The sequence below is a fragment of the Rhodococcus phenolicus genome, from assembly GCF_001646785.1.
Classification (GTDB): Bacteria; Actinomycetota; Actinomycetes; order Mycobacteriales; family Mycobacteriaceae; genus Rhodococcus; species Rhodococcus phenolicus.
Window position 1 is genome coordinate 99,878 of sequence record NZ_LRRH01000005.1, and the last position, 20,648, is coordinate 120,525.

At 70.6% G+C, this 20,648-nt stretch carries 20 protein-coding genes and 1 riboswitch; of the genes, 6 read left to right on the top strand and 14 right to left on the bottom strand.

Annotation, left to right across the window (positions count from 1 at the left end):
• Positions 1-5: 5 nt before the first annotated feature.
• A complete protein-coding gene (locus tag A8G15_RS02115; RefSeq protein WP_245687681.1) occupies positions 6-1,463 on the bottom strand; it encodes a M28 family metallopeptidase in 1,458 nt (485 codons plus the stop codon).
• Between the two features lie 90 nt (positions 1,464-1,553).
• On the opposite strand from A8G15_RS02115, the gene A8G15_RS02120 reads away from it, so the two are divergent.
• Together A8G15_RS02120 and A8G15_RS02125 are read left to right on the top strand one after the other, a co-directional pair.
• Complete coding sequence (locus tag A8G15_RS02120; RefSeq protein ID WP_068155083.1) at positions 1,554-2,189, top strand: TetR/AcrR family transcriptional regulator; 636 nt, start codon at positions 1,554-1,556, stop codon at positions 2,187-2,189.
• Entirely contained in the window at positions 2,186-2,845 is a 660-nt protein-coding gene (locus tag A8G15_RS02125) for an enoyl-CoA hydratase-related protein (protein WP_068154888.1), read from the top strand. Before A8G15_RS02120 ends, A8G15_RS02125 begins: the two co-directional genes overlap by 4 nt.
• Positions 2,846-2,892: 47 nt before the next feature.
• Here the strand turns inward: A8G15_RS02125 and A8G15_RS02130 are convergent, their stop codons facing one another.
• The 5 genes from A8G15_RS02130 to thiO form a co-directional block, all read right to left on the bottom strand.
• Positions 2,893-3,669, bottom strand: a complete 777-nt coding sequence (locus A8G15_RS02130) for an ABC transporter permease (protein ID WP_068154890.1) — start codon at positions 3,667-3,669, stop codon at positions 2,893-2,895.
• The gene (locus A8G15_RS02135) at positions 3,669-4,598 is read right to left on the bottom strand and encodes an ABC transporter ATP-binding protein (protein ID WP_068154891.1); all 930 of its coding nucleotides are present in this window, start codon (positions 4,596-4,598) and stop codon (positions 3,669-3,671) included. The genes A8G15_RS02130 and A8G15_RS02135 overlap by 1 nt, the downstream gene beginning before the upstream one ends.
• Before the next feature lie 62 nt (positions 4,599-4,660).
• Complete coding sequence (thiG, locus tag A8G15_RS02140) at positions 4,661-5,446, bottom strand: thiazole synthase (protein ID WP_068154893.1); 786 nt, start codon at positions 5,444-5,446, stop codon at positions 4,661-4,663.
• On the bottom strand, positions 5,439-5,654 hold the full coding sequence (thiS, locus tag A8G15_RS02145; RefSeq protein ID WP_068154895.1) for a sulfur carrier protein ThiS: 216 nt from the start codon (positions 5,652-5,654) through the stop codon (positions 5,439-5,441). The genes thiG and thiS overlap by 8 nt, the downstream gene beginning before the upstream one ends.
• Positions 5,654-6,715: a glycine oxidase ThiO gene (thiO, locus tag A8G15_RS02150; RefSeq protein ID WP_068154897.1), complete on the bottom strand. Its 1,062-nt coding sequence runs from the start codon at positions 6,713-6,715 to the stop codon at positions 5,654-5,656. Before thiO ends, thiS begins: the two co-directional genes overlap by 1 nt.
• Positions 6,713-6,827, bottom strand: a riboswitch (TPP riboswitch). It overlaps the preceding gene by 3 nt.
• A gap of 26 nt (positions 6,828-6,853) precedes the next feature.
• Here thiO and thiE point away from each other — a divergent pair.
• The gene (gene thiE / locus A8G15_RS02155; RefSeq protein ID WP_068154899.1) at positions 6,854-7,543 is read left to right on the top strand and encodes a thiamine phosphate synthase; all 690 of its coding nucleotides are present in this window, start codon (positions 6,854-6,856) and stop codon (positions 7,541-7,543) included.
• Positions 7,544-7,549: 6 nt separating this feature from the next.
• Here thiE and A8G15_RS02160 read toward each other — a convergent pair whose 3' ends face one another.
• Complete coding sequence (locus A8G15_RS02160) at positions 7,550-8,398, bottom strand: NUDIX hydrolase (RefSeq protein ID WP_068154901.1); 849 nt, start codon at positions 8,396-8,398, stop codon at positions 7,550-7,552.
• A 123-nt stretch (positions 8,399-8,521) separates the two neighbouring features.
• Between A8G15_RS02160 and A8G15_RS02165 the strand changes: the two genes are divergently transcribed.
• From A8G15_RS02165 to A8G15_RS02175, 3 genes are read left to right on the top strand one after another with little or no spacing between them, the layout of a single operon-like run.
• Positions 8,522-9,928 (top strand): hypothetical protein, encoded by a 1,407-nt coding sequence (locus tag A8G15_RS02165; protein WP_082899604.1) that lies wholly within the window; start codon positions 8,522-8,524, stop codon positions 9,926-9,928.
• A gap of 38 nt (positions 9,929-9,966) precedes the next feature.
• Complete coding sequence (locus tag A8G15_RS02170; RefSeq protein WP_068155087.1) at positions 9,967-10,905, top strand: glutamate ABC transporter substrate-binding protein; 939 nt, start codon at positions 9,967-9,969, stop codon at positions 10,903-10,905.
• 11 nt (positions 10,906-10,916) lie between these two features.
• On the top strand, positions 10,917-13,178 hold the full coding sequence (locus A8G15_RS02175; RefSeq protein WP_082899605.1) for a serine/threonine-protein kinase: 2,262 nt from the start codon (positions 10,917-10,919) through the stop codon (positions 13,176-13,178).
• Positions 13,179-13,271: 93 nt separating this feature from the next.
• Here the strand turns inward: A8G15_RS02175 and A8G15_RS02180 are convergent, their stop codons facing one another.
• The 7 genes from A8G15_RS02180 to A8G15_RS02210 form a co-directional block, all read right to left on the bottom strand.
• Positions 13,272-14,486, bottom strand: coding sequence for an acetate kinase (locus A8G15_RS02180; RefSeq protein WP_068154903.1), 1,215 nt, complete (start codon positions 14,484-14,486; stop codon positions 13,272-13,274).
• Entirely contained in the window at positions 14,483-16,567 is a 2,085-nt protein-coding gene (pta, locus tag A8G15_RS02185; protein ID WP_068154905.1) for a phosphate acetyltransferase, read from the bottom strand. Before pta ends, A8G15_RS02180 begins: the two co-directional genes overlap by 4 nt.
• Positions 16,568-16,663: 96 nt before the next feature.
• Entirely contained in the window at positions 16,664-17,677 is a 1,014-nt protein-coding gene (gene fgd / locus A8G15_RS02190) for a glucose-6-phosphate dehydrogenase (coenzyme-F420) (RefSeq protein WP_068154906.1), read from the bottom strand.
• A gap of 68 nt (positions 17,678-17,745) precedes the next feature.
• A complete protein-coding gene (locus A8G15_RS02195; RefSeq protein WP_068154907.1) occupies positions 17,746-18,204 on the bottom strand; it encodes an RDD family protein in 459 nt (152 codons plus the stop codon).
• On the bottom strand, positions 18,201-18,920 hold the full coding sequence (locus A8G15_RS02200; protein ID WP_068154908.1) for a hypothetical protein: 720 nt from the start codon (positions 18,918-18,920) through the stop codon (positions 18,201-18,203). Before A8G15_RS02200 ends, A8G15_RS02195 begins: the two co-directional genes overlap by 4 nt.
• Positions 18,921-18,964: 44 nt before the next feature.
• The gene (locus A8G15_RS02205) at positions 18,965-19,429 is read right to left on the bottom strand and encodes a cupin domain-containing protein (RefSeq protein ID WP_068154910.1); all 465 of its coding nucleotides are present in this window, start codon (positions 19,427-19,429) and stop codon (positions 18,965-18,967) included.
• 47 nt (positions 19,430-19,476) lie between these two features.
• A complete protein-coding gene (locus A8G15_RS02210) occupies positions 19,477-20,646 on the bottom strand; it encodes an LLM class flavin-dependent oxidoreductase (RefSeq protein ID WP_156665230.1) in 1,170 nt (389 codons plus the stop codon).
• Positions 20,647-20,648 lie beyond the last annotated feature (2 nt).

Consider the following 20,648-nt stretch of genomic DNA (forward strand, 5'->3'; position numbering starts at 1 on the left):
CTCGGTCAGTTGCCGGAGCGCTCCTGATCCCGCGCAGCCCCTGTCGGCACTCCGTCGAGGGACTGCGCAAACGTCCCGACGCCGTAGCCGACCGACGCCGCCGTCACCGCGAGCGCATCGCGGTCGATGTTGCCGAGGGTGTCCTGCGGCGAGTGATAGTCGGGGTCGAACGGGACATCTGCCTCGCCGCCCCATTTGCCGGCCTGGTCCGGCGTTTTTCGTTCGTCGGCGCCGCTGAACACACCACCGGCCGGGATGCCCGCTTCGACGAACGGGCCGTAGTCCGACCGTCCGTCGAAGTCCGTGCCGTCGGCGGCGACACCCCGCGAGTCGAAGAAGGTACGGAAGGTCTGCTCGATCGCCGTCGAGCCCTCGGGGCCCGGCCCCGCCCCCACCGCATCGGAGTCGTCACCGTCGTAGACGAGGTAGCCGGGGTTCGGGGAGCCGAGCATGTCGAAGTTGAGATAGAGCGCGACGGCGTTCCGCTCCTCGTCGGACAGGGATTCGACGTACCGGGTCGAACCCACGAGACCGATCTCCTCGGCGCCCCAGAACGCGAACCGCACCGCGTTGGTGACGCTCGGATCGGAACCGAGTTGCAGGGCGGTCTCGAGGACCGCGGCGACGCCGCTGCCGTTGTCGTTGATGCCGGGACCATCCGGCACGCTGTCGAGGTGCGCGCCGACGACGACGACGTTGCCGGTGTCGCCGGTGGCGGTCTGAGCGATGACGTTCCGGGAACGGATGTCCTCGATGGTGGTTTCGGCGATCAGGGTCACGCTTCCCGCCCCGGCCAGGGCGGTACCGTCGTCGCCGCTGACACCGGCCGCGGGGATGAGTGTGTCGCCGTCCTCACCGAGGGTGCCGCCGGCCAGTGGCCCGGGTTCGTTGTTGACGACGAGGAGTGCCGCGGCGCCCCGTTCGGCCGCGACCTGCTGTTTGACCGAGAACGGGCACACCCCGCGGTCGACGACGGCGACCGCTCCCGCGACATCCAGTCCGTCGTAGTCGGTGGCCTCGCAACCCGGGGTGTCGTCGGCGGGGGCCCGCACGACGCGTGCGGTGATCCCGTCCGGGCCGGTGGACGGCGACATCGCGAGGACCCTCAGCTCGACCGGTGCGCCGTCCACGGTCAGCGACGCGTTCTCGACGTCGAACGAGGTGACGTCGAACTCCGGTGTCTGCACGTCGAACCCCGCGTCGCGGAGCTTCCCGGCGACGTAGTCGACACTCGCGTCGTAGCCGGCGGTCCCCAGCGCCCGGTTGCCGTCGTTCTCGGTGGCGATGCGTTCGAGTTCCTGCAGGTGCCCGACGACCGCGTCGAGCTGTACCGCGTCGGCGAGTGCGGGGGCGTCGAGCGGCGCGGTCGGCGCTGCGGTGCTCGAGCAGGCGACCGCGCCGAGTGCCGCGGCGAGGATCGTGATTCCCGACAGTGTCCTCGTGTTCATCGCGGTCCGCCCCATCCGGCGAGGATACCCGGACGGCCCCACTCCGCACCGGCGGACGACAACCGCGCGGAATAACAGAGCAATTGCTCTGTTATGGTGTGCCGCATGCCCCGCACCCGCACCTACGACCTCGACGGCCTGCTCGACGCCGCCGAGCTCATCGCCGCCGAATCCGGCGCCGCGGCCGTCACACTCCGCGGGCTGACCGACGCCACCGGCATGTCGAACGGTGCGATCTATCACGCGTTCGGGTCGCGGCTCGGCGTCGTCGGGCAGGCCTGGCTGCGCGCCGGACGCCGCTTCCTCACCGTCCAGCGCCGGGCCGTCGACGCCGCCCTCGCCGACCGCGACTCCGACACCCCGGCGGTCGACGCCGTCGTCGCGGCCGCCGATGCACCCGCCGTGTTCGCCGAGCTCCACCCGACGTCGGCGCGGCTGGTGCTGACCGTGCGCCGCACCGACCTGCTCGGGACATCGCTACCCGACGATCTCGCTCGCGACCTGCGCCACCTCGACCACGAACTCGGTGCGCTCACAGCAGAACTGGCGAGCGCCCTGTGGGATCGCCGCGACAGCGCCGCCGTCGACGTCGTGAACTCGTGCATCGTCGCCCTTCCCACCGGACTCCTTCTGCACAACAACAGGTATCGCGATCCGGTCGCTCGCCGCCGGCTCGCCGCCGCGGTCCGCGCCGTACTGGAACTCGGCCCCGAAACCCCCACCTCGAAAGGCACACCATGACCGTCACCACCACCCGCCACGACGCCGTCACCGTCCTGCACCTCGGCGACGACGAGAATCGTTTCTCCCCCGGCTGGCTCGACAGCGTGGATGCCGCGCTCGACGAGATCGAATCCGGCGAGCCCACCGCGCTGGTGACCGTCGCGAGCGGAAAGTTCTACTCCAACGGCCTGGACCTGGAATGGCTCGCGGCCAACGGCGAGAAGGCGCAGTGGTACGTCGAGCGGGTCCACGGGCTCTTCGCGCGTGTCCTCACCCTGCCGGTCCCGACGGTCGCGGCGATCAACGGGCACGCGTTCGGCGCCGGTGCGATGCTCGCGCTCGCCCACGATTTTCGGGTGATGCGCACCGACCGCGGGTTCTTCTGCCTGCCCGAGGTGGACATCCGCATCCCGTTCACGCCGGGTATGGCAGCGCTGGTGCAGGCCAAGACCACTCCGCGCGCCGCGACCGCGGCGATGACCACCGGGCGACGATTCGGCGGACCCGAAGCGCTCGCGGCCGGCATCGTCGACGCGACGGCCGAAGAGCCCGCGCTGCTGACCTCGGCGGTGGGCACGGTCGCACCGCTCGTCGGGAAGGATCCCGGCACGCTCGGCACCATCAAGTCGACGATGTACGCGCCTGCGATCGACGCGCTGACGGCTCCCCGGTAGCCCGCGACCAGGCCGAGATCGCCGTCCAGCGCCCCGGCGAACGGGATTCAGGCGTCGCGCCGGTTCACCACGACCACCGCTGCACCGAACACGACGAGCGTGAACACCGCGAAGTACAGGAATGCGACCCACGGGCCCCAATGGAAATCGATGCCCTGGTCGGTGCCCAGGAAATAGTTGATGTTCGCGAACGGCAGGAACGGCTGGACGTTCCTGCCGAACGAACCGAACAGCCCGAACAACGATTCGATGAGCATCGGCCACAGCAGCAGGATGGCGATGGTGCCGGCGGACTGACGCAACAGGGCGCCGACACCGACCGCCAGGATCGACGCGAACAACGCGAACAACGCGGTGCCGTAGACCGTCCGCCACGTCGCGCCCTCGAGAACCAGGTTCCGTCCCGCCTCCGGCCCGGCGAGCGCCTTCGTCAGGTAGAACGCGCCCAGCGCCAGCACACCGGCCAGGATGCCGCCGACCACGCCGATCAGCAGCGCCTTCACGGCGAGGACGACCCCGCGGTTCGGCAGTGCCTGGAACGTCGACCGGATCACACCGAAGCGGTATTCGCTGGTCACCGACAGCGCCGCGAGGATCATCAGCACCAGCACCCCGAAGCCGGTGACACCGCTGACGGCGGCGTCCACGGTGGGATAGAACCGGGCCGCTTCGTCGTCCGCGGACATCGACGCCTTCGAGGCCGCACCGAGGATCGCGGCCAGCCCCAGCCCGAGTGCGACGATCACCGCGGTGCACCACCACGGCGACTGCACCGACGTCAGCTTGATCCGTTCGGCGCGCACCGTGTCGATCGCCACGCTCATCACAGGCCACCCTTCATCACCGAGTCGGCACCGGTGCCGTGGAACTGCACGTCACCACCGGTCATCTTCATGAATGCTTCTTCCAGCGACGCGTGCTGCCCGGCGAGTTCGTGCAGCACCACCGATCGGGCGGCCGCCAGCTCGCCGATCTCCGCCGTGGTCGCCCCGGTGACCACGAGCGCGCCGTCGTCGTCGCGGACGCTGTGCCCGCGCTCCGCCAGTGCCGCGCGCAGCGTGTCGAGCTGGGGGCTGCGCACGCGCACCGCCGCTTCCGACGCCTGCGCGACGAACGCGTCGACGGAAGTGTCGGCGATGAGCCGGCCCCTCCCGATCACCAGCAGGTGATCGGCGGTCTGGGCCATCTCCGACAACAGGTGACTCGACACCAGGACGGTGCGGCCCTCCGCTGCGAGCGCCTGCATGAAGCGCCGGATCCACACGATGCCCTCGGGATCGAGGCCGTTGACGGGTTCGTCGAACAGCAGCACCTGTGGGTCGCCGAGCAGCGCGCCGGCCAGACCGAGACGCTGCGACATGCCGAGCGAGAAGCCTCCCGCGCGTTTGTTCGCGACGTCGGTCAGGCCCACCTGGCGCAGCACCTCCTCGACGCGCGAGTCGGGTAACCCGTTCGACGCGGCCATCCAGCGCAGGTGCGCGCGGGCCGAGCGGTTCGGGTGCACCCATTTCGCGTCGAGCAGCGCACCGACGGTGCGCAGCGGCCGCACCAGCTCCCGGTACGGTTTCCCGGTCACCAGGGCGGTCCCGGCCGTCGGCCGGTCGAGGCCGAGGATCATCCGCATCGTCGTGGACTTGCCGGCGCCGTTCGGACCGAGGAAGCCGGTGACGACGCCGGGCCGGACGGTGAACGTCACGTCGTCGACGGCAGTGGTCGATCCGAAGGTCTTGGTCAGTCCCGTCACTTCGATCATGACCCCTACCCTGCCCGATCCATCCGGATTGCGCAGGGACCGGCGCGAGCGAATCTCCGGATCTACGGTTCCAGCGGCGACGACGCCTGCGCCCAGAACCGCTTCGGGATCCGGCCGGCGTGCCGCGCCCGGAAGCCCGCTTCCACGGCGTGCCGCATCGCCGACGCCATGAGCGCCGGGTCCTTCGCTCGCGTCACCGCCGTCGCGAGCAGCACCGCATCGCACCCCAGTTCCATCGCGAGCGCCGCATCGGACGCGGTGCCGATACCCGCGTCGAGGACGACCGGAACACCGGCGGCTTCGACGATCATCTCGATGTGGTGGGGGTTGGCGATGCCGAGACCGGTGCCGATCGGCGAGCCGAGCGGCATCACCGCCGCGCATCCGACGTCCTCGAGTCGCTTCGCCAGGACCGGATCGTCCGTCGTGTACGGCAGGACCACGAATCCGTCGTCGACGAGTTGCTCTGCCGCGGATACCAATTCGATGGCATCGGGCAACAGGGTGCGCTCGTCGGCGATGACTTCGAGCTTCACCCAGTCGGTTTCGAGTGCTTCGCGGCCCAGCTGCGCGGTGAGCACCGCTTCCTTCGCGCCGCGGCAACCCGCGGTGTTCGGCAGCGGGGTGATGCCGAGGCGGCGCAGCAGGTCGAGCACCCCGGTTCCGGAGGCCGCGTCGACGCGCCGCATCGCGACGGTGGTCAGTTCGGTGCCGGACGCGACGAGTGCTTCCTCGAGCACCGCCAGGTTCGCGGCACCGCCGGTGCCGGTGATCAACCGCGACGCGAAGGTGCGTCCGGCGATGGTCAGCCGAGGCAGGTCGTGTGCCGGATCGCGCAGGTCAGCCACCTTGAACCGCCGTGAGAATCTCGATCTGCCAGCCCTTTCCGACCGGCTCGGACCAGCGTCCCCGCGGGAACACCGCCCCGTCGACGGCGATCGCGATGCCCTTGTCCGGCAATCCCAGCCGGGTCAGCAGTTCGGCGACCGTCGGCGCCTGCTCGAAACAGTGGTCCTCACCGTTGACGGTGATCCCCACCGAATTCGGATTCGTCATCACAGCCCTTCCTTCGGAAATCGTTGCGGATCCGCAGTTTTCGCCTCGGCCATCGGGTCGTCGGCGAGTTCGGCGAGCACGGCGTCCACGGTGATCGGGGTGAACAGCACACCGTTTCGGCCGTGCCCGGTCGCCGCGACGACCCGTTCGGACAGCCGTCCGATCAGTGGCAGATTGTCCGGGCTCATCGGCCGCAGCCCCGCCGTCGCCTCGTACAGCTCGTACTCGCCGATCGCGGGGAGCAACGCCTCCGCGTCGGCGATGAGATCGCGCACTCCCGCGACCGTGACCTGCGTGTCGTCCGCCTCGTACTGGGTGGCGCCGACGACGAGCCCGTCCCCGCGCGGCACCAGATAAGCGGGACGTCCGTGCACGCTTCCGCGGATGGTGCGGCTCGGCGCGGGCGTGGCACCGGGCCGGGCCCGCAACCTCAGGATCTCCCCCTTGACCGGTCGCACCGGCAGCCCGGGCCACAACCGGGCCGACGCCGAGCCCGCCGCGAGCACCACGCGGTCCGCCCGCAGTTCGTCGAGCGAGCCGACCGGCCTGGCGACGAACCGCACCCCCGCGTCGACGCATGCGCGGCGCACGGCGTCGACGAGGACGCGGTTGTCGACGGCCAGCTCCGTCGGGGCGAGCAACCCGAGCCGGATCCGCGGGCCGAGCGACGGCTCGAGCTCCCGGATCTCGGCGCGCGTGAGGATCCGCATCTCGTGGCCCTGCTGCTGCACCCATTCGGCGACGGTGCGCAGGTCCGCGGCGTCGGCGGCGTCCAGGGCGACCGTCAGCGACCCGGCGGAGGTGAACAGGTCGCATCCGGTCGCGCGCTGCAGCCGGTCCCCGAACTCCGGCCAGCGCGCCAGCGAGGCCGCTCCCAGTTCCAGGACGTGTTCCTCACCGGGCCAGCCCTCGGACAGCGGGGCGAGCATGCCGCCGGCCACCCACGACGCACCCGCCCCGGGTGCCGGGTCGTGCACCGTCACGTCCCACCCGGCGCTCGCCGCTCGCCATGCGATCGACAGGCCGATGACACCGCCACCGACGACGGCTACCGTTCCCACCTTGCACCCACCTCGCTCCCTGCGCCGGCATGATCCGGGTCAGGTCATAACGGTCGGGGCCGGCAGGCCCCCTCTCAGCCCCGCGTTCCCCGGGACTCCCGTGTTGTCATGTCTCCCTCAGAGGCTACCGTCTGGGCTGTGACTTCCTATCGCGGCAACCACCCCTCACCTCGGGAACGACTCGCGGACGCGCGGCTGTACTTGTGCACCGATGCGCGGCGCGACACCGGCGACCTGGCCCGATTCGCGGAGGAGGCGCTCGCCGGGGGCGTCGACATCGTCCAGCTGCGAGACAAGGACTCGGCGGGCGAGAAGAAGTTCGGGAGGCTCGAGGCTCGCGACGAACTGGCCGCGCTCGAGGTCCTGGCCGATGCGTGCCGGCGCCACGGCGCGTTGCTCGCCGTCAACGACCGCGCCGACATCGCACTGGCCGCGGGCGCGGACATCCTGCATCTCGGGCAGGGCGACCTTCCGGTGGCGCACGCCCGCACCATCCTCGGCCCGGACATCGTCATCGGCCGGTCCACCGGCAGCCGCGGGCAGGCAGCTCTCGCCGAAATCGAGGACGGCGTCGACTATTTCGCGTCCGGCCCGGTGTGGGACACCCCCACGAAGCCGGGGCGCAGCGCGGCGGGTCTGGACGTGATCCGGGAGGTCGCGCAATCACATCCGACGCGCCCCTGGTTCGCGATCGGCGGGATCGACGCCGAGCGGCTGCCCGAGGTGATCGCCGCCGGAGCCACCCGTGTCGCGGTGGTGCGGGCGATCACGCAGGCCGCCGATCCGCGTGCCGCGGCCGCGGCCCTGAAGGCGGCACTGTCCGGGTGAGCGCGGCTACAGCCAGCCGAGGACGGTCGACGGCGAGAGGGTGACCACCGAGCCGGGCAGGCGCTGCCGCAGCCCGCGGTCGGCGGTCACGACCACCGTCACCTCCGACGCGAGGGTCGCGGTTGTCCCGGCGAGGCGGGCGAGTTCGTCGTCGCCGCTGCCCGCGGCGGCGTGCACCGGGATGCGGGCGTCGTCCACCGTCGCGTCCCGCGCCTGCCCTTCGAGCACCGCCTCGATCCGCGTCACCCAGCCGAACCCGCCGTCGGGCAGTTCGAGGGTGCGCGGCAGCACCGCCGCCAGGTCCGCCAGCAACGCCCCGGTCGCTCCGGAGCGGTCGCGCCACCAGCCGGTCGGCCGCGAACCGAGCACGTTCGCGGTGTCGAGCAGCACCCGCACCACGCGGGTGCGCAGCCCCGGCCAGGATGCGGCGAATCCCGCATGCAGTGGCATCGCCTCCACATCGGTCTCCGGCACCCACCGCAACTCGGTGCTCTCCCCGTTCGGAATGGTCGCCAGCGGGTTGCCGGTGTCGGCGACGACGGTGGTGTAGGTCCAGCCGCCGGTTGCGCCTGCGGTGACCCGTTCGGCGCGCACCGCGACGACGGCGACATCGATGCCGGTTTCCTCCTGCGCCTCGCGGACCGCGGCGTCGACGGTGCTCTCGTGGCTGTCGCGGGCGCCGCCCGGCAGCGCCCAGGTTCCGCCCTGATGACTCCACGCGGCACGGTGCTGCAGCAGTACCGCCGGCCGGCCGTCCGGCAGAGGTGCGCGCAGCAACAGCCCGGCCGCACCGTGCTTGCCCCACCGGCGGTCACCGTCGGGGCCGACGGCCCATCCGTCACCGTCACCGCGCATCGTGTCCGCCTCCCTGCCGGCCGCGACGGCCTGCCGAGCCCCTGTCCCGACCCGCCCGCGCGGCGCATTCCTGTCCGTACTGCTTATATGCTCGCCAAGGACAGTGCAACACCGAAAGGGGCGATGGTGGACTCGCGTCTGCATCCCACGATCGACCCGGATGGTGACCACGACCCCGAATACCGGCGCACCGATCGCCTCGACGCCCTGGCCCGCATCCGGCCGGGCGACGAACCCCGCCCGGCGGTCGGCACCGCGACCGTCCCCGAGGATCTGAGCGCCGTCCTGCGCTCCACACCTGCCAAACTCGTCACGCTCGGCGTGCTCGTCTCCATCCTGCTGGTCGTGTCGGGGATCGTCGCGGCGCAGATGGTGACCAGCCGCAAGGCCACCCACGATCAGCTGCTCGGCACAACCGAACCCCTCGCCAACGCCGCACAGGATCTCTACAGTGCGCTGTCCGTCGCCGACGCCGCCGCCGTCACCGGGTTCATCTCCGGCGGCATCGAACCGGAAGTGGTGCGCGACCGGTACGAGCAGGCGATCGGGGAAGCGTCCGCGCAACTGGTCGCCGCGGCCGGGGGCACCACTGAGGACGCCGACAGCACCCGGTTGCTGTCCGGTCTCGCCGGTCAGCTGACCGTGTACGCCGGGCTGATCGAAACCGCCCGCGCCAACAATCGCATCGGCAACCCGGTGGGTGTCGCGTACCTGAGTGAAGCGTCGAACCTGATGCAGACGTCGCTGCTGCCGATGGCCCAGGAACTGCACACCCGGGGCGTCGCCGCTGTCGAGTCCACCCAGCGCGCCGCGGTCCGGCCCCCCTGGGTGGCGATCGGGTTGCTCATCGCCGCCCTCGGGGCACTGTGTGCGGTGCACCTGGTCATCTCCCGGATCAGCCGGCGTGCCCTCAATCCCGGGCTGATCCTGGCGATCGTCGCCACCGGTGTCCTGCTGGTGTGGATGCTCGTGGCCGGCCTGGTGTCGTCGAGCGCCACCCGGCGGGCCATCACCCACGGCGCCGAGCCGTTGGCGACCCTCACCGAGAGCCGAATCCTCGCCCAGCAGTCCCGCACCGCCGAGACGCTGCTGCTGGCCCGCCGCGACAGTACCGGTGAGTACGACGGCGCGTTCGACGAGACGATGACCCGGCTCGGGGACCGGCTGCACGGCTACTCGGACGACAACGACGACCGCACCGCCTCGACCGCCGTCACGCAGGCACTCGCTGCCCGCGACGCGTGGATCGCCTCGCACGAGCGCACCCGCGCCGCCCTGGCCCGCGGGGACTACACGGCGGCGGCGATACTCGCGACGGGTCCGGGAGCCGACGAAGCCACCGCGCAGTTCGCGGCAGTCGATCGTGCCCTGTCCGACGGCATCGACGCGACCCGCGCCGAACTGCGTTCCAACGAGGCCCGCGCCGCCCAGTTGCTGTCCGCGTTGGCGCCGGCGTCGACCGCCCTGATATTCGTCGCCCTGTGCGGTGTCATCATCGGATTGTGGCCTCGTCTGCGGGAGTACCAGTGAGCACGCGGATCGCGAGGGGCCGTGTGGCCGTGATCGCGATGGCGCTGTGCGGTGCGGTGCTCGCGGGCGGTTGTGCGAGCGCGCCGCTGCCTGAGAACCCTGCCCCCGAGATCTCCTACACCGAGGCGCCGTTGCCCGAACGCGCGGCTCTCGCTCCGTCCCCTACCGCTGCGCCGCAGATGCCCGACTGCGGCGATCCCACGGCGAGCCTGCGGCCCGACGGCACCGACACCGGGCCGACCCTCGACAGGATCCGCGCCCGCGGCCGGCTGGTGGTGGGCCTGGACACCGGCAGCAACCTGATGAGCTTCCGCGATCCGGCGACCGGCCGCATCACCGGATTCGACGTCGACATCGCCCGGGAGGTCGCCCGCGACCTGCTGGGGGACCCCGACTTGATCGACTACCGGATCCTCAACTCCGCCGACCGCGAGCAGGCGCTGCAGAATTCCACCGTCGACATCGTCGCCAAGACCATGTCGATCACGTGCGCCCGGCGTGAACGCGTCGATTTCTCGACCACCTATTTCCTGGCACGGCAGCGCGTGCTGGTGGTCAAGGGTTCGGACATCCGGAACGCCACCGACCTCGCGGGCCGGCGCGTGTGCATCGTTCGCGGCACCACGTCCCTGCCACGCATGCAGCAGGTCCAGCCGTCCGCATCGATCCTGACCGTGCCGGCGTGGGCGGACTGCCTCGTCGTGCTGCAGCAGGGCCAGGTCGATGCGGTCAGCACCGACGACACGATCCTCGCCGGGCTCGCGTCGCAGGACCCGTATCTCGAACTGGTCGGCGACGCCATGGGCACCGAGCCGTACGGCATCGGCATCACCCGGGGCAACGACGACCTGGTGCGGTTCGTCAACGGGACGCTCGAACGGATCCGCCGGGACGGCACCTGGGCCGAGCTGTACGACCGCTGGCTGACGATGCTCGGGCCGACTCCCGCGCCCCCGACCGCGACGTATGTGGATTGAGGGACGATCCGATGGCCGACACCGATTCCGACAGCGGACCGGCGACCCAGCGCAGCCCCCGCCCCGCCGCGGTGCCTGCCGAACCGACCCGGCGCACCCCGCTCCAGCCGAGCGTCCCCTCGCAGCGGGCGTCGAGCCGCCGTTCGCGTCCCCGGGGCCTGCTGCGCCGGCGCATCGCCGGACTCGTCGATGTCCCGGTACCGGCGCCCCTCGACCCGGAGAGCGTCGTGCTGCTCGATCCGCGTGTCGCCGAGGGCAAACGCTTCTGCTGGAAATGCGGAAATCCGGTGGGGCGCACCACCGCTACCGGTCCCGCGTCCGCGTCCGGCACCTGCTCCACCTGCGACACACCGTTCGAGTTCGCCCCGAACCTGTCCCGCGGCGACCTCGTCGCCGGGCAGTACGAGGTGCAGGGCTGCATCGCGCACGGGGGTCTGGGCTGGATCTATCTGGCCGTCGACCGCAATGTGAGCGACCGCTGGGTGGTGCTCAAGGGACTCCTGCATTCCGGCGACGCCGAGGCCCAGGCCGTCGCGGTCGCCGAGCGTCAGTTCCTCGCCGAGGTGTCGCACCCGAGCATCGTCAAGATCTACAACTTCGTCGAGCACCCCCGCCCGGACGGCACCCCGATGGGGTACATCGTCATGGAGTACGTCGGCGGTCACACGCTGCGCGAGGTTCTCGGCACGTACGCCAAACCCGACCGGATGCCCCTCGACCAGGCCATCGCGTACATGCTCGAGGTTCTGCCGGCACTCGGCTATCTGCACGAGATCGGCCTGGTCTACAACGATCTCAAGCCCGAGAACATCATGGTCACCGACGAGCAGACCAAACTGATCGACCTCGGTGCCGTCTCCGGCATCGAGGATTACGGCTATCTGTACGGCACCCCCGGATATCAGGCGCCCGAGATCGTCCGCACCGGCCCGACGCCCGCCACGGACATCTACACCGTCGGCCGTACCCTGGCCGCGCTGACGCTCGATCTTCCCGTCGACAAGGGCCGTTACGTCGACGGGTTGCCGTCGCCCGAGCAGGCTCCGTTGCTCGCCGAGTACGACTCGTTCCACCGGTTGCTGCTGCGCGCCACCGACCCGGATCCCGACCACCGGTTCCGCTCCGCCGACGAGATGGCCGGGCAGCTGACCGGGGTGCTGCGCGAAGTCCTGTCGCAGCAGACCGGCACCGAGCATCCGGGCCTGTCCGCGAAGTTCGGTCGTCAGCGCACCACGTTCGGCACCGACGAGGCCGTGGGGCAGACGGATGTGTTCGTCGACGGCGTCGCGCGCGACAAGAACATCTCCGCTCGGGATGTCGCTGCGGCGCTGCCGGTTCCGCTGCTCGAGCCGAACGACCCCAGCGCCGCGTTGCTCGCCGCCGCCGTGCACAGCGAACCGCAGCAGACGCTCGACGCCCTCCGCCACGCCCGCGACAACGGCCTGGAGCGGGTCGTGGGGACCGCGGATGTCTCGTTCTCCCGCGAGATCAGCCTCGCCGAGGTCCGCGCCCACCTCGATCTCGGACACGGCGAGCAAGCCGAGGGGATCCTCGCGAAGCTCGAGCGGGATCTCGGCACGGACTGGCGGATCGACTGGCATGCCGGGATCGCCGCGTTGTTGCTGGGCGAATACGAGGCGGCGTTCGGCAGGTTCGAGCAGGTGCTCGAGGCGCTGCCCGGCGAGACCGCACCGAAGATCGCGCTGGCCGCCACCGCCGAGCTGATCCTGCAGCACTGGGAGAGCGACGATCCGCACGCGTGGCGCCGATTCTGCGAGAACTACTACCGCACGGTGTGGCGCACCGACCACAATCTCGTCAGCGCCGCGTTCGGCCTGGCCCGTCAACTCGCCGAACGCAAGGACCTCACCGGGGCCGTCGCCACCCTCGATCAGGTGCCCGCGACCTCCCGGCACCACAGTGTCGCCACCATGACCGCGGTGCTGATCATATTGCACGACAGGGAGATCGACGATGTCACCGAAGCGGATCTGCGCGAGGCGGCGCACCGTGTCGACGCGCTGCCGCCCGACGAGGGTCGCGCCCTCCAGATGCGCACGCTCGTGCTCGGCACCGCCCTCGAATGGGTGCGCGCCGGGCACGCCGCCAGCAAGGCCCTCGATCCGATCCTCGGGGTGCCGTTCACCGAGAAGGGCCTGAGGAAGGGCACCGAAACGGGACTGCGGGCCCTCGCACGCAAGGCGCAGGCGCGCACCCACCGGTACACCCTCGTCGACCTGGCGAACGCGATCCGTCCCCGCAGCATCCTCTGACCGCGGACACGAGGTGACGGAACCCGCTCGGGCAGTGGACGTCCGCACGCAGCCGACGCGTGCGGACGTCTTCTCCGCCGGCGGATCCGGTGATCAGCGGGGCAGGCTCTTCGCGAGCGCGTCGGCGGCCCGTGCGATCGCGAGTTCCTCGTCGGTAGGGATCACCAGGACCTCGACCTCCGAGCCGGGGGCCGAGATGCGCCGTTCGGTATCGGCGCGGGTGGCGTTCGCCTCCGGATCGACGACGATGCCGAGCCGGCCGAGCCCGGCGAGCGCGTCACGGCGCACGTCGGCGTTGTTCTCCCCCACCCCGCCGGTGAACACGACCGCGTCGACCCCGCCGAGTTCCACCAGGTACGCGCCCAGATAACGGCGCAGCCGGTGCACGTACACGTCGTAGGCGAGTTTCGCGTCCTCCGAGCCGTCGGCGACGAGCCGCAGCAGCGCGCGGAAGTCGTTGACCCCCGACATCCCCTTCAGTCCCGAACGGCGGTTGAGCAGGTCGTCGATCGCGTCGACGCGCAGACCCGCGCTGCGATTGAGGTGCATCACCACACCCGGATCGATGTCGCCGCAGCGGGTTCCCATCACCAGTCCCTCGAGCGGCGTCAGCCCCATCGACGTGTCGATGGGCCGTCCCCCGGCGATCGCGGAGGCCGATGCACCGTTGCCCAGGTGGAACACGATGATGTTCAGGTCGGCGCGGTCGCGTCCGAGGAACGCCGCGGCCCGCTGCGACACGTAGTCGTGCGAGGTGCCGTGGAAACCGTAACGCCGGATACCGTGCTCGCGGGCGATGTCCCGGTCGATCGCGTAGGTGGTCGCGGCGGCGGGCATGTCGTGGAAGAACGCGGTGTCGAACACCCCGACGTGCGGAATGTCGGGTAGCTCCTCGCGCGCGACCTCCATGCCGATGACATTGGCCGGATTGTGCAGGGGCGCAAGGACCGACAGATCCGCGACCGCCTGCACGACGGCGTCGTCGATCAACGTGGGCTCGTGGAACACCTCGCCACCGTGCACCAGACGGTGGCCGACCGCGACGATCCCCGCCTCGCGCAGCGGACGGCCGAGCCCTTCGATCATGTCGAGCACCATCCGCAGACCGGAGCGGTGATCGGTGATCGCCCCGAGGTGCTCCTCGAACCCGGTGGTGTGATGGAAGACGATGCGCCCCTCCGGTTCCCCGATCCGCTCGATGAGCCCGTGCGCCACCGATTCCGCCGTTTCGGGATGGACCAGCTGGAACTTGATCGACGACGAACCCGAGTTCAGAACCAGGACGGTACCGGCGATCGCTGCGGTCACGGTCGGGCCTCCTGCGCCTGGATCGCGGTGATCGCCACCGTGTTGACGATGTCCTGCACCAGGGCGCCGCGGGAGAGGTCGTTGACCGGCTTGTTCAGGCCCTGCAGCACCGGCCCGACGGCGACGGCCCCGGCGCTGCGCTGCACCGCCTTGTAGGTGTTGTTCCCGGTGTTCAGATCGGGGAAGACGAACACCGTTGCGCGACCGGCCACTTCGGAATCGGGCAGTTTCGCGCTCGCCACGGTCGGTTCGACCGCGGCGTCGTACTGGATCGGCCCCTCGACGGGGAGGTCGGGTCGCCGCTGCCGCACCAGCGTGGTCGCGGCGCGCACCTTGTCGACATCGGCGCCGGCACCGGAATTTCCCGTCGAATAGGACAGCATCGCGATCCGCGGTTCGATACCGAAACGGGCCGCGGTCGCGGCGGACGAGATCGCGATGTCGGCGAGCTGCTCGGCGGTCGGGTCCGGTACGACCGCGCAGTCTCCGTAGGCGAGAACACGGTCGGCCAGGCACATCAGGAAGATGCTCGACACGGTGGAGACCCCGGGTTCGGTCTTGATGATCTCCAACGACGGACGGATGGTGTGCGCGGTCGTGTGCGCGGCGCCCGACACCATGCCGTCGGCGATCCCCAGATGCACCATCATGGTGCCGAAATACGAGATGTCGCCCATGATCTCACGGGCCCGATCGATGTTCATGCCCTTGTGGGCACGCAACTGCGTGTACTCGACGGCGAACCGCTCCAGAAGACTCGAGGTGAGCGGGTCGAGGAGCTGCGCACCGGCCAGGTCGATACCGAGTTCGGCGGCGCGGCGGCGGATCTGCGCCGCGTCGCCGAGAATCGTCAGATCCGCGACCTGCCGCTGCAGCACCCGGCCGGCCGCGCGGAGGATGCGGTCGTCCTCGCCCTCGGGCAGCACGATGTGCCGTCGCTGTTCCCGCGCCCGGTCGATGAGCTGATATTCGAACATCTGGGGCGTCGTCACGGACGGTCGCGGCAGCTGCATCCTGCCCAGCAGCACCGCCCCGTCGACGTGCTGCTCCATCAACGCGACCGCGGTGTCGATCTTGCTGTGCGCCCCGAGCACCATGCGTCCGCGGGTGCGGTCCGCGGCGGACGCCGTGTCGAACGTCCCCAGCTTCGTGGTGAGGATCGGCAGGCTCGGTCTGAGGCCGGCGACGAGTTGGGCGATCGCCGGGTGCGGCAGCAGACCACCGTTCATGATGATGCCCGCCAGCGACGGAAACCCTTCCGCGGCATTGGCGTTGACGAGGGCGAGCAGGACGTCGGAACGGTCCGCCGGGACGATCACCACCATCGCCTCGGTGAGCCGTTCGAGGATGTGCTCGGCGGTCATCCCCCCGACCATGACGCGCAGCGCCTCGCGTTGCAGCAGTTCTTCGTCGCCGCTGTAGAGTTCGCCCTCGATCGCGGTCTGCAGCTCCCCCATCGTCGGCGCGACGAGGACCGGGACCTCCGGCAGCGTCCACACCGGGTACGGGCGGTCGGCGAACCGGGCCGCGATCGCGTCGAGTTCTCCCGGGGCACAGCGGTTGACGACGATTCCCGTCAGGTGAGCGTGATGGGCGGCCAGCTCGGCCGCCGACAGAGCGGCGAGCTGCGCGATCTCCTCGGGGGTGCGCCGCGAGCCCCGCAGCGCGAGCAGCACCGGCGCATCGAGATTGGCGGCGATCCGCGCGTTGAAGGACAGTTCGCTCGGGTTGGCGATCTCGGTGTGGTCACTGCCCACGACGACGACGGCGTCGCAGCGGTCGGCGACGGCGTGGTACTTGGCGACGATGTCGCTGAGTGCGGTGTCGGGATCGGCGTGCACCTCGTCGTAGGTGACACCGATGCAGTCGGTGTAGTCGAGGTCGACGGTGATCCTCTCGAGCAGCAGCTCGAGGATGTAGTCCCGATCGGAATCGGAGCGGGCGATGGGGCGGAACACCCCGACCCGCGCGGTCGAGGCGCACAGCATCCGCAACACGCCCAGTGCGACCGTCGATTTGCCGGTGTCGCCTTCCGGTGAAGCGATGTAGATGCTCGACACGGTTCCGGAAGCGGCGCTCATGAGAGCAACCATAGTGCGGCACGGCGCGGTGCGCCCCGGGTGTCACGGCGCGGGGCGCCTCGAGTGTGAGGCGCCCCGCACCGAACGATCGCCGGCTCAGGCCAGCGCGCGAAGGCGCGGTGCCAGATCGCGTTCGAACAGCTCGAGGAATCGCTTCTGGTCGTGTCCGGGAGCGTGGAACACCAGATGGTTCAGACCCGCGTCGATGTACGCCTTGACCTGCTCGACCGCCGCATCGGGATCCGATGCCACGATCCACCGCTTGGCGACCTGCTCGATGGGCAGGGCGTCGGCGGCCGCTTCCATCTCGATCGGGTCCTCGATCGAGTGCTTCTGCTCCGGGGTCAGCGACAGCGGCGCCCAGAACCGGGTGTTCTCGAGGGCGAGCTCCGGATCGGTGTCGTAGGAGATCTTGATCTCGATCATCTTGTCGATCCCCGCGACGTCCCGCTCGGCCTTCTCGGCGCCCTCCGCGACGGCAGGCAGCAACTTCTCGGTGTACAGCTCCATGCCTTTGCCGGAAGTGCAGATGAATCCGTCACCGGCACGGCCCGCGTACCGGGCGACGACGGGTCCGCCCGCGGCGATGTACACCGGGATCCCACCTTCGGGCACGTCGTAGATCGAGGCGCCCTTCGTCGTGTAGTACTCCCCCTCGAAGTCGACGCGGTCGCCGGTCCACAGCGCGCGCATCAGGCGCACCGACTCGCGCAGCCGCGCGAACCGTTCCTTGAACTCCGGCCACTCGCCCTGGTACCCCGTGGCGATCTCGTTGAGTGCCTCACCGGTGCCGACGCCGAGCATGACGCGCCCCGGGTACAGGCAGCCCATCGTCGCGAATGCCTGCGCGATCACCGCCGGGTTGTACCGGAAGGTGGGGGTCAGAACCGAGGTGCCGAGCTGCAGGCGCTGCGTACGCTCCCCGACCGCCGTCATCCACGACAGTGAGAACGGCGCGTGCCCGCCGTTGTGCCGCCACGGCTGGAAATGATCCGACACCGTCGCCGAATCCATGCCGTGTTCCTCGGCCAGCACCGCCAGCTCCACCAGTTCCCGCGGCCCGAACTGCTCCGCGGACGCCTTGTATCCCAACTTCAAGCCCTGTGCCACCGCGTTCTCCTAAATATTCGAACTCAATCCGCTTCGAGTATGACCGGAAAGGTGTGCCGGCGGAGAGTTCACCTGCCGGCGTGCGGTTCGGCCAGATGCGGATCGGGCTGCCAGTCGTAGACGACCACCGTCCGCAGCACGATGTCCTGCAGCGACCGTCGGCGCGGGCCGGCGACGACGATCAGCCCGACCGGGAACACCACACAGAACCCGGCCCGCACCACCGCCCGGATCCAGCCCATCAGCCGCCCGTCGCGGCCCACCACACGCAGACCCATCACGACCGCGCCGATCGTGCGGCCGGTCGTGGCCCAGCACGCCGCCAGGTACAGCACCGACAGCGCGCTGCAGGTCGTCACCGACATGACGACCTCCACGTCGGGAAACGAGAACTGCTGCGGCGAGAACAGCAACCGCATCAACGCCCACGACAGGTACAGGCCGCCCATGCCCGCCAGGACGACGCCGAGATCCAGCAGCGCCGCCAGACCACGAGTGACGATGCCGGCGGGCCGGTGCTCGCTCACGCCTGCCCCTCCGGCTCACGGTTCTCGGGCTGCCGGCCGAACATCCGGCCGACGAACCCGGACACCGCGTCGTCGGCGCGCATGCCCTGGCTGCGCACCCCCTGCACGGCTTCGGTCGACATCGTCCCGGTCGACTCCCGGATGATCGCGGGCAGGTCGACGCCCTCGATCACGGTGCCGGCCAGGCCGATCAGGTCGACGCGGCCGATCACCGCGTCGACATCGACGCGTGCCGCGACCGCGTCGACGTCCACGCGGTCCAGGATCGGTGCCAGGTCCAGGCGTGCGGCGATCCCGTCGATGTCGACGCGGTCCAGAATCCGGTCGATGTCGACCCGCTCGGCGATCCGGTCGACATCCACGCGCCCGGCTATGCCGTCGATGTCGACACGGTCGACGATCCTGCCCACGTCGATGCCATCGGCGACCGCGTCGAGATCGACGTGGTCACGGACCACGGCCGTGAGGTCCACCTCCAGCAGGGCCGCCTGCACGACCTTCCGCACGATCACGCGCAGGAGACCGTCGACGGCGGCGTCAGCGGCGCGCAGGGCATCGTCGCCGCGCGCCTCGAGCCCGTCCAGGACCGGCGCGATCCCCGGCAGGCGCCGGGCCAGGCCCACGCCCAGACCCACCGCACTCCCGACCGCGCCGGCCAGTACCGCCGCGGCGCCCGCGGCCAGGCGTACCGGATCCGCACTCCTGTCGACACTCATAACTCACATCAAAGACCCGAATCCGGCGAAATGCACGTGTCTGTTCAACGGTCCGCGAGAGCGAAGTCGTCGAAGTCGAATCCGGGCACGACGACGCATCCGACCAGGCTCGGTTCGTCCCCGGCAGGCCGGGCCCGCTGCCAGTGGCCCGGCGGCACCACGACCTGCGGCCGGTCGCCGCCGCCGAAGTCCGGTCCGACGCGGTGCACCGTGGCGTCGCCGGGTGCCGGTCCGGGTTCCGCCGTCTCGAGCAGCACCGGGCTTCCCCGGTGGTACAGCCACAGTTCGGCGCCGCGCACCGTGTGCCAGGCGGACTGCTGCCCCGGCATGAGCAGGAACAGGATCGCTGTGCCGGCGCTGCGCGACCCGGGATATCCGGGCAGCGCCGCGGCGGGCAGGGTGAGGTCGCTGCGCCAGGTCTCCCGATACCAGCCGCCTTCGGGGTGCGGTGCGAGCCCGAGACTGCGCGCCCACTCCGGGAGGTCCCGGTCGTCTTCGCCGAATGTCACAGCGATTCAGCCTATCCGACCCGCCGCGACCTGCGGCCCGACCGCGGTCAGGCGGCGCGCAGCCCCGCAAGCCCCCATTCCCGCGCGAGCAGTTCGTACGACCGCAACCGGTCCTCGTGCCGGTGCGTCACCGACGTGACGACCAGTTCATCGGCGCCGGTGACGCGTCGCAACGTGTCGAGCCGATCCGCGACCGTACTCGGCGCCCCCACGAACTGGGTGACGAGCCGGTCGTCGACGAGGGCACGCTCGTCGTCGGTGAGCGGCGGCGTCGTCGCGGGGTCCGGGTAGGGTGCGGCGCCGCGACCGGACCGGATGCTGTGTGCCCAGTGCCCGAACGTCGACGCCAGGTCGCGGGCGGATGCGTCGTCGTCGGCGACCACCGCATCCGCCGACACCACCACGTACGGTGCGTCGAGGAACCGGGACGGCGTGAACGCCGCACGGTACGCCTCGACGGCATCGACGGTGCTGGACGGGCTGACGTGGTAGTTCGCCCCGAACGGCAGACCGAGCCGTCCGGCGAGCGACGCGGACGGTCCGGCGCTCGACCCGAACACCCACACCTCGACGTCCGCGTTCTCGCCGGGATGGGCGTGCAGTTCGATGCCGTCGCCGTCGCGGTAGGTGCCGTCCAGGTACGCGAGGATGTCGCCGACCTGCCGATCGAAGTCCGGGGACTGCGCGCCCGGTTGCTGCAACGCCGCGAACGCCGCTCCGAGGCGTGGTGAGGCGAGCAGTTTCGACGTGGGGAACGGCGCCGGAATCACCAGTCCGTCACGGATCTCGGTCGCACGCGGCGCGGGGTCCTCGGCGCCGAAGGCGGGGTCTTGGACGCCGGAGGCGGTGGCCTGCAACGCTTCGGCGCGACGTTGCCCGGACCGGCCCAGCCCCAGATCGATCCGCCCTGGGTGGAGCGCGTCGAGGGTGCCGAACGCCTCGACGACCCCGGCGGCGGTGTTGTGTCCGAGTTGGACGGCCGCGGCCCCGACCCGGATGGTCGTGGTGGCCGCCGCGATGGCACCGATGAGCACCGCCGGGGACGACGACGCGACCGCGACGAAGTGGTGTTCGGCCACCCAGTAGCGCCGGTAACCCCATTCCTCCGCGCGCCGGGCCAGATCGACGGTGTTGCGCAGGGCCTGCGCCGCGGTGGACCCTTCGCTCACCGGCGACAGGTCCAGGACGGACAGCGGGACCGGATTCGTCACTGCCACGG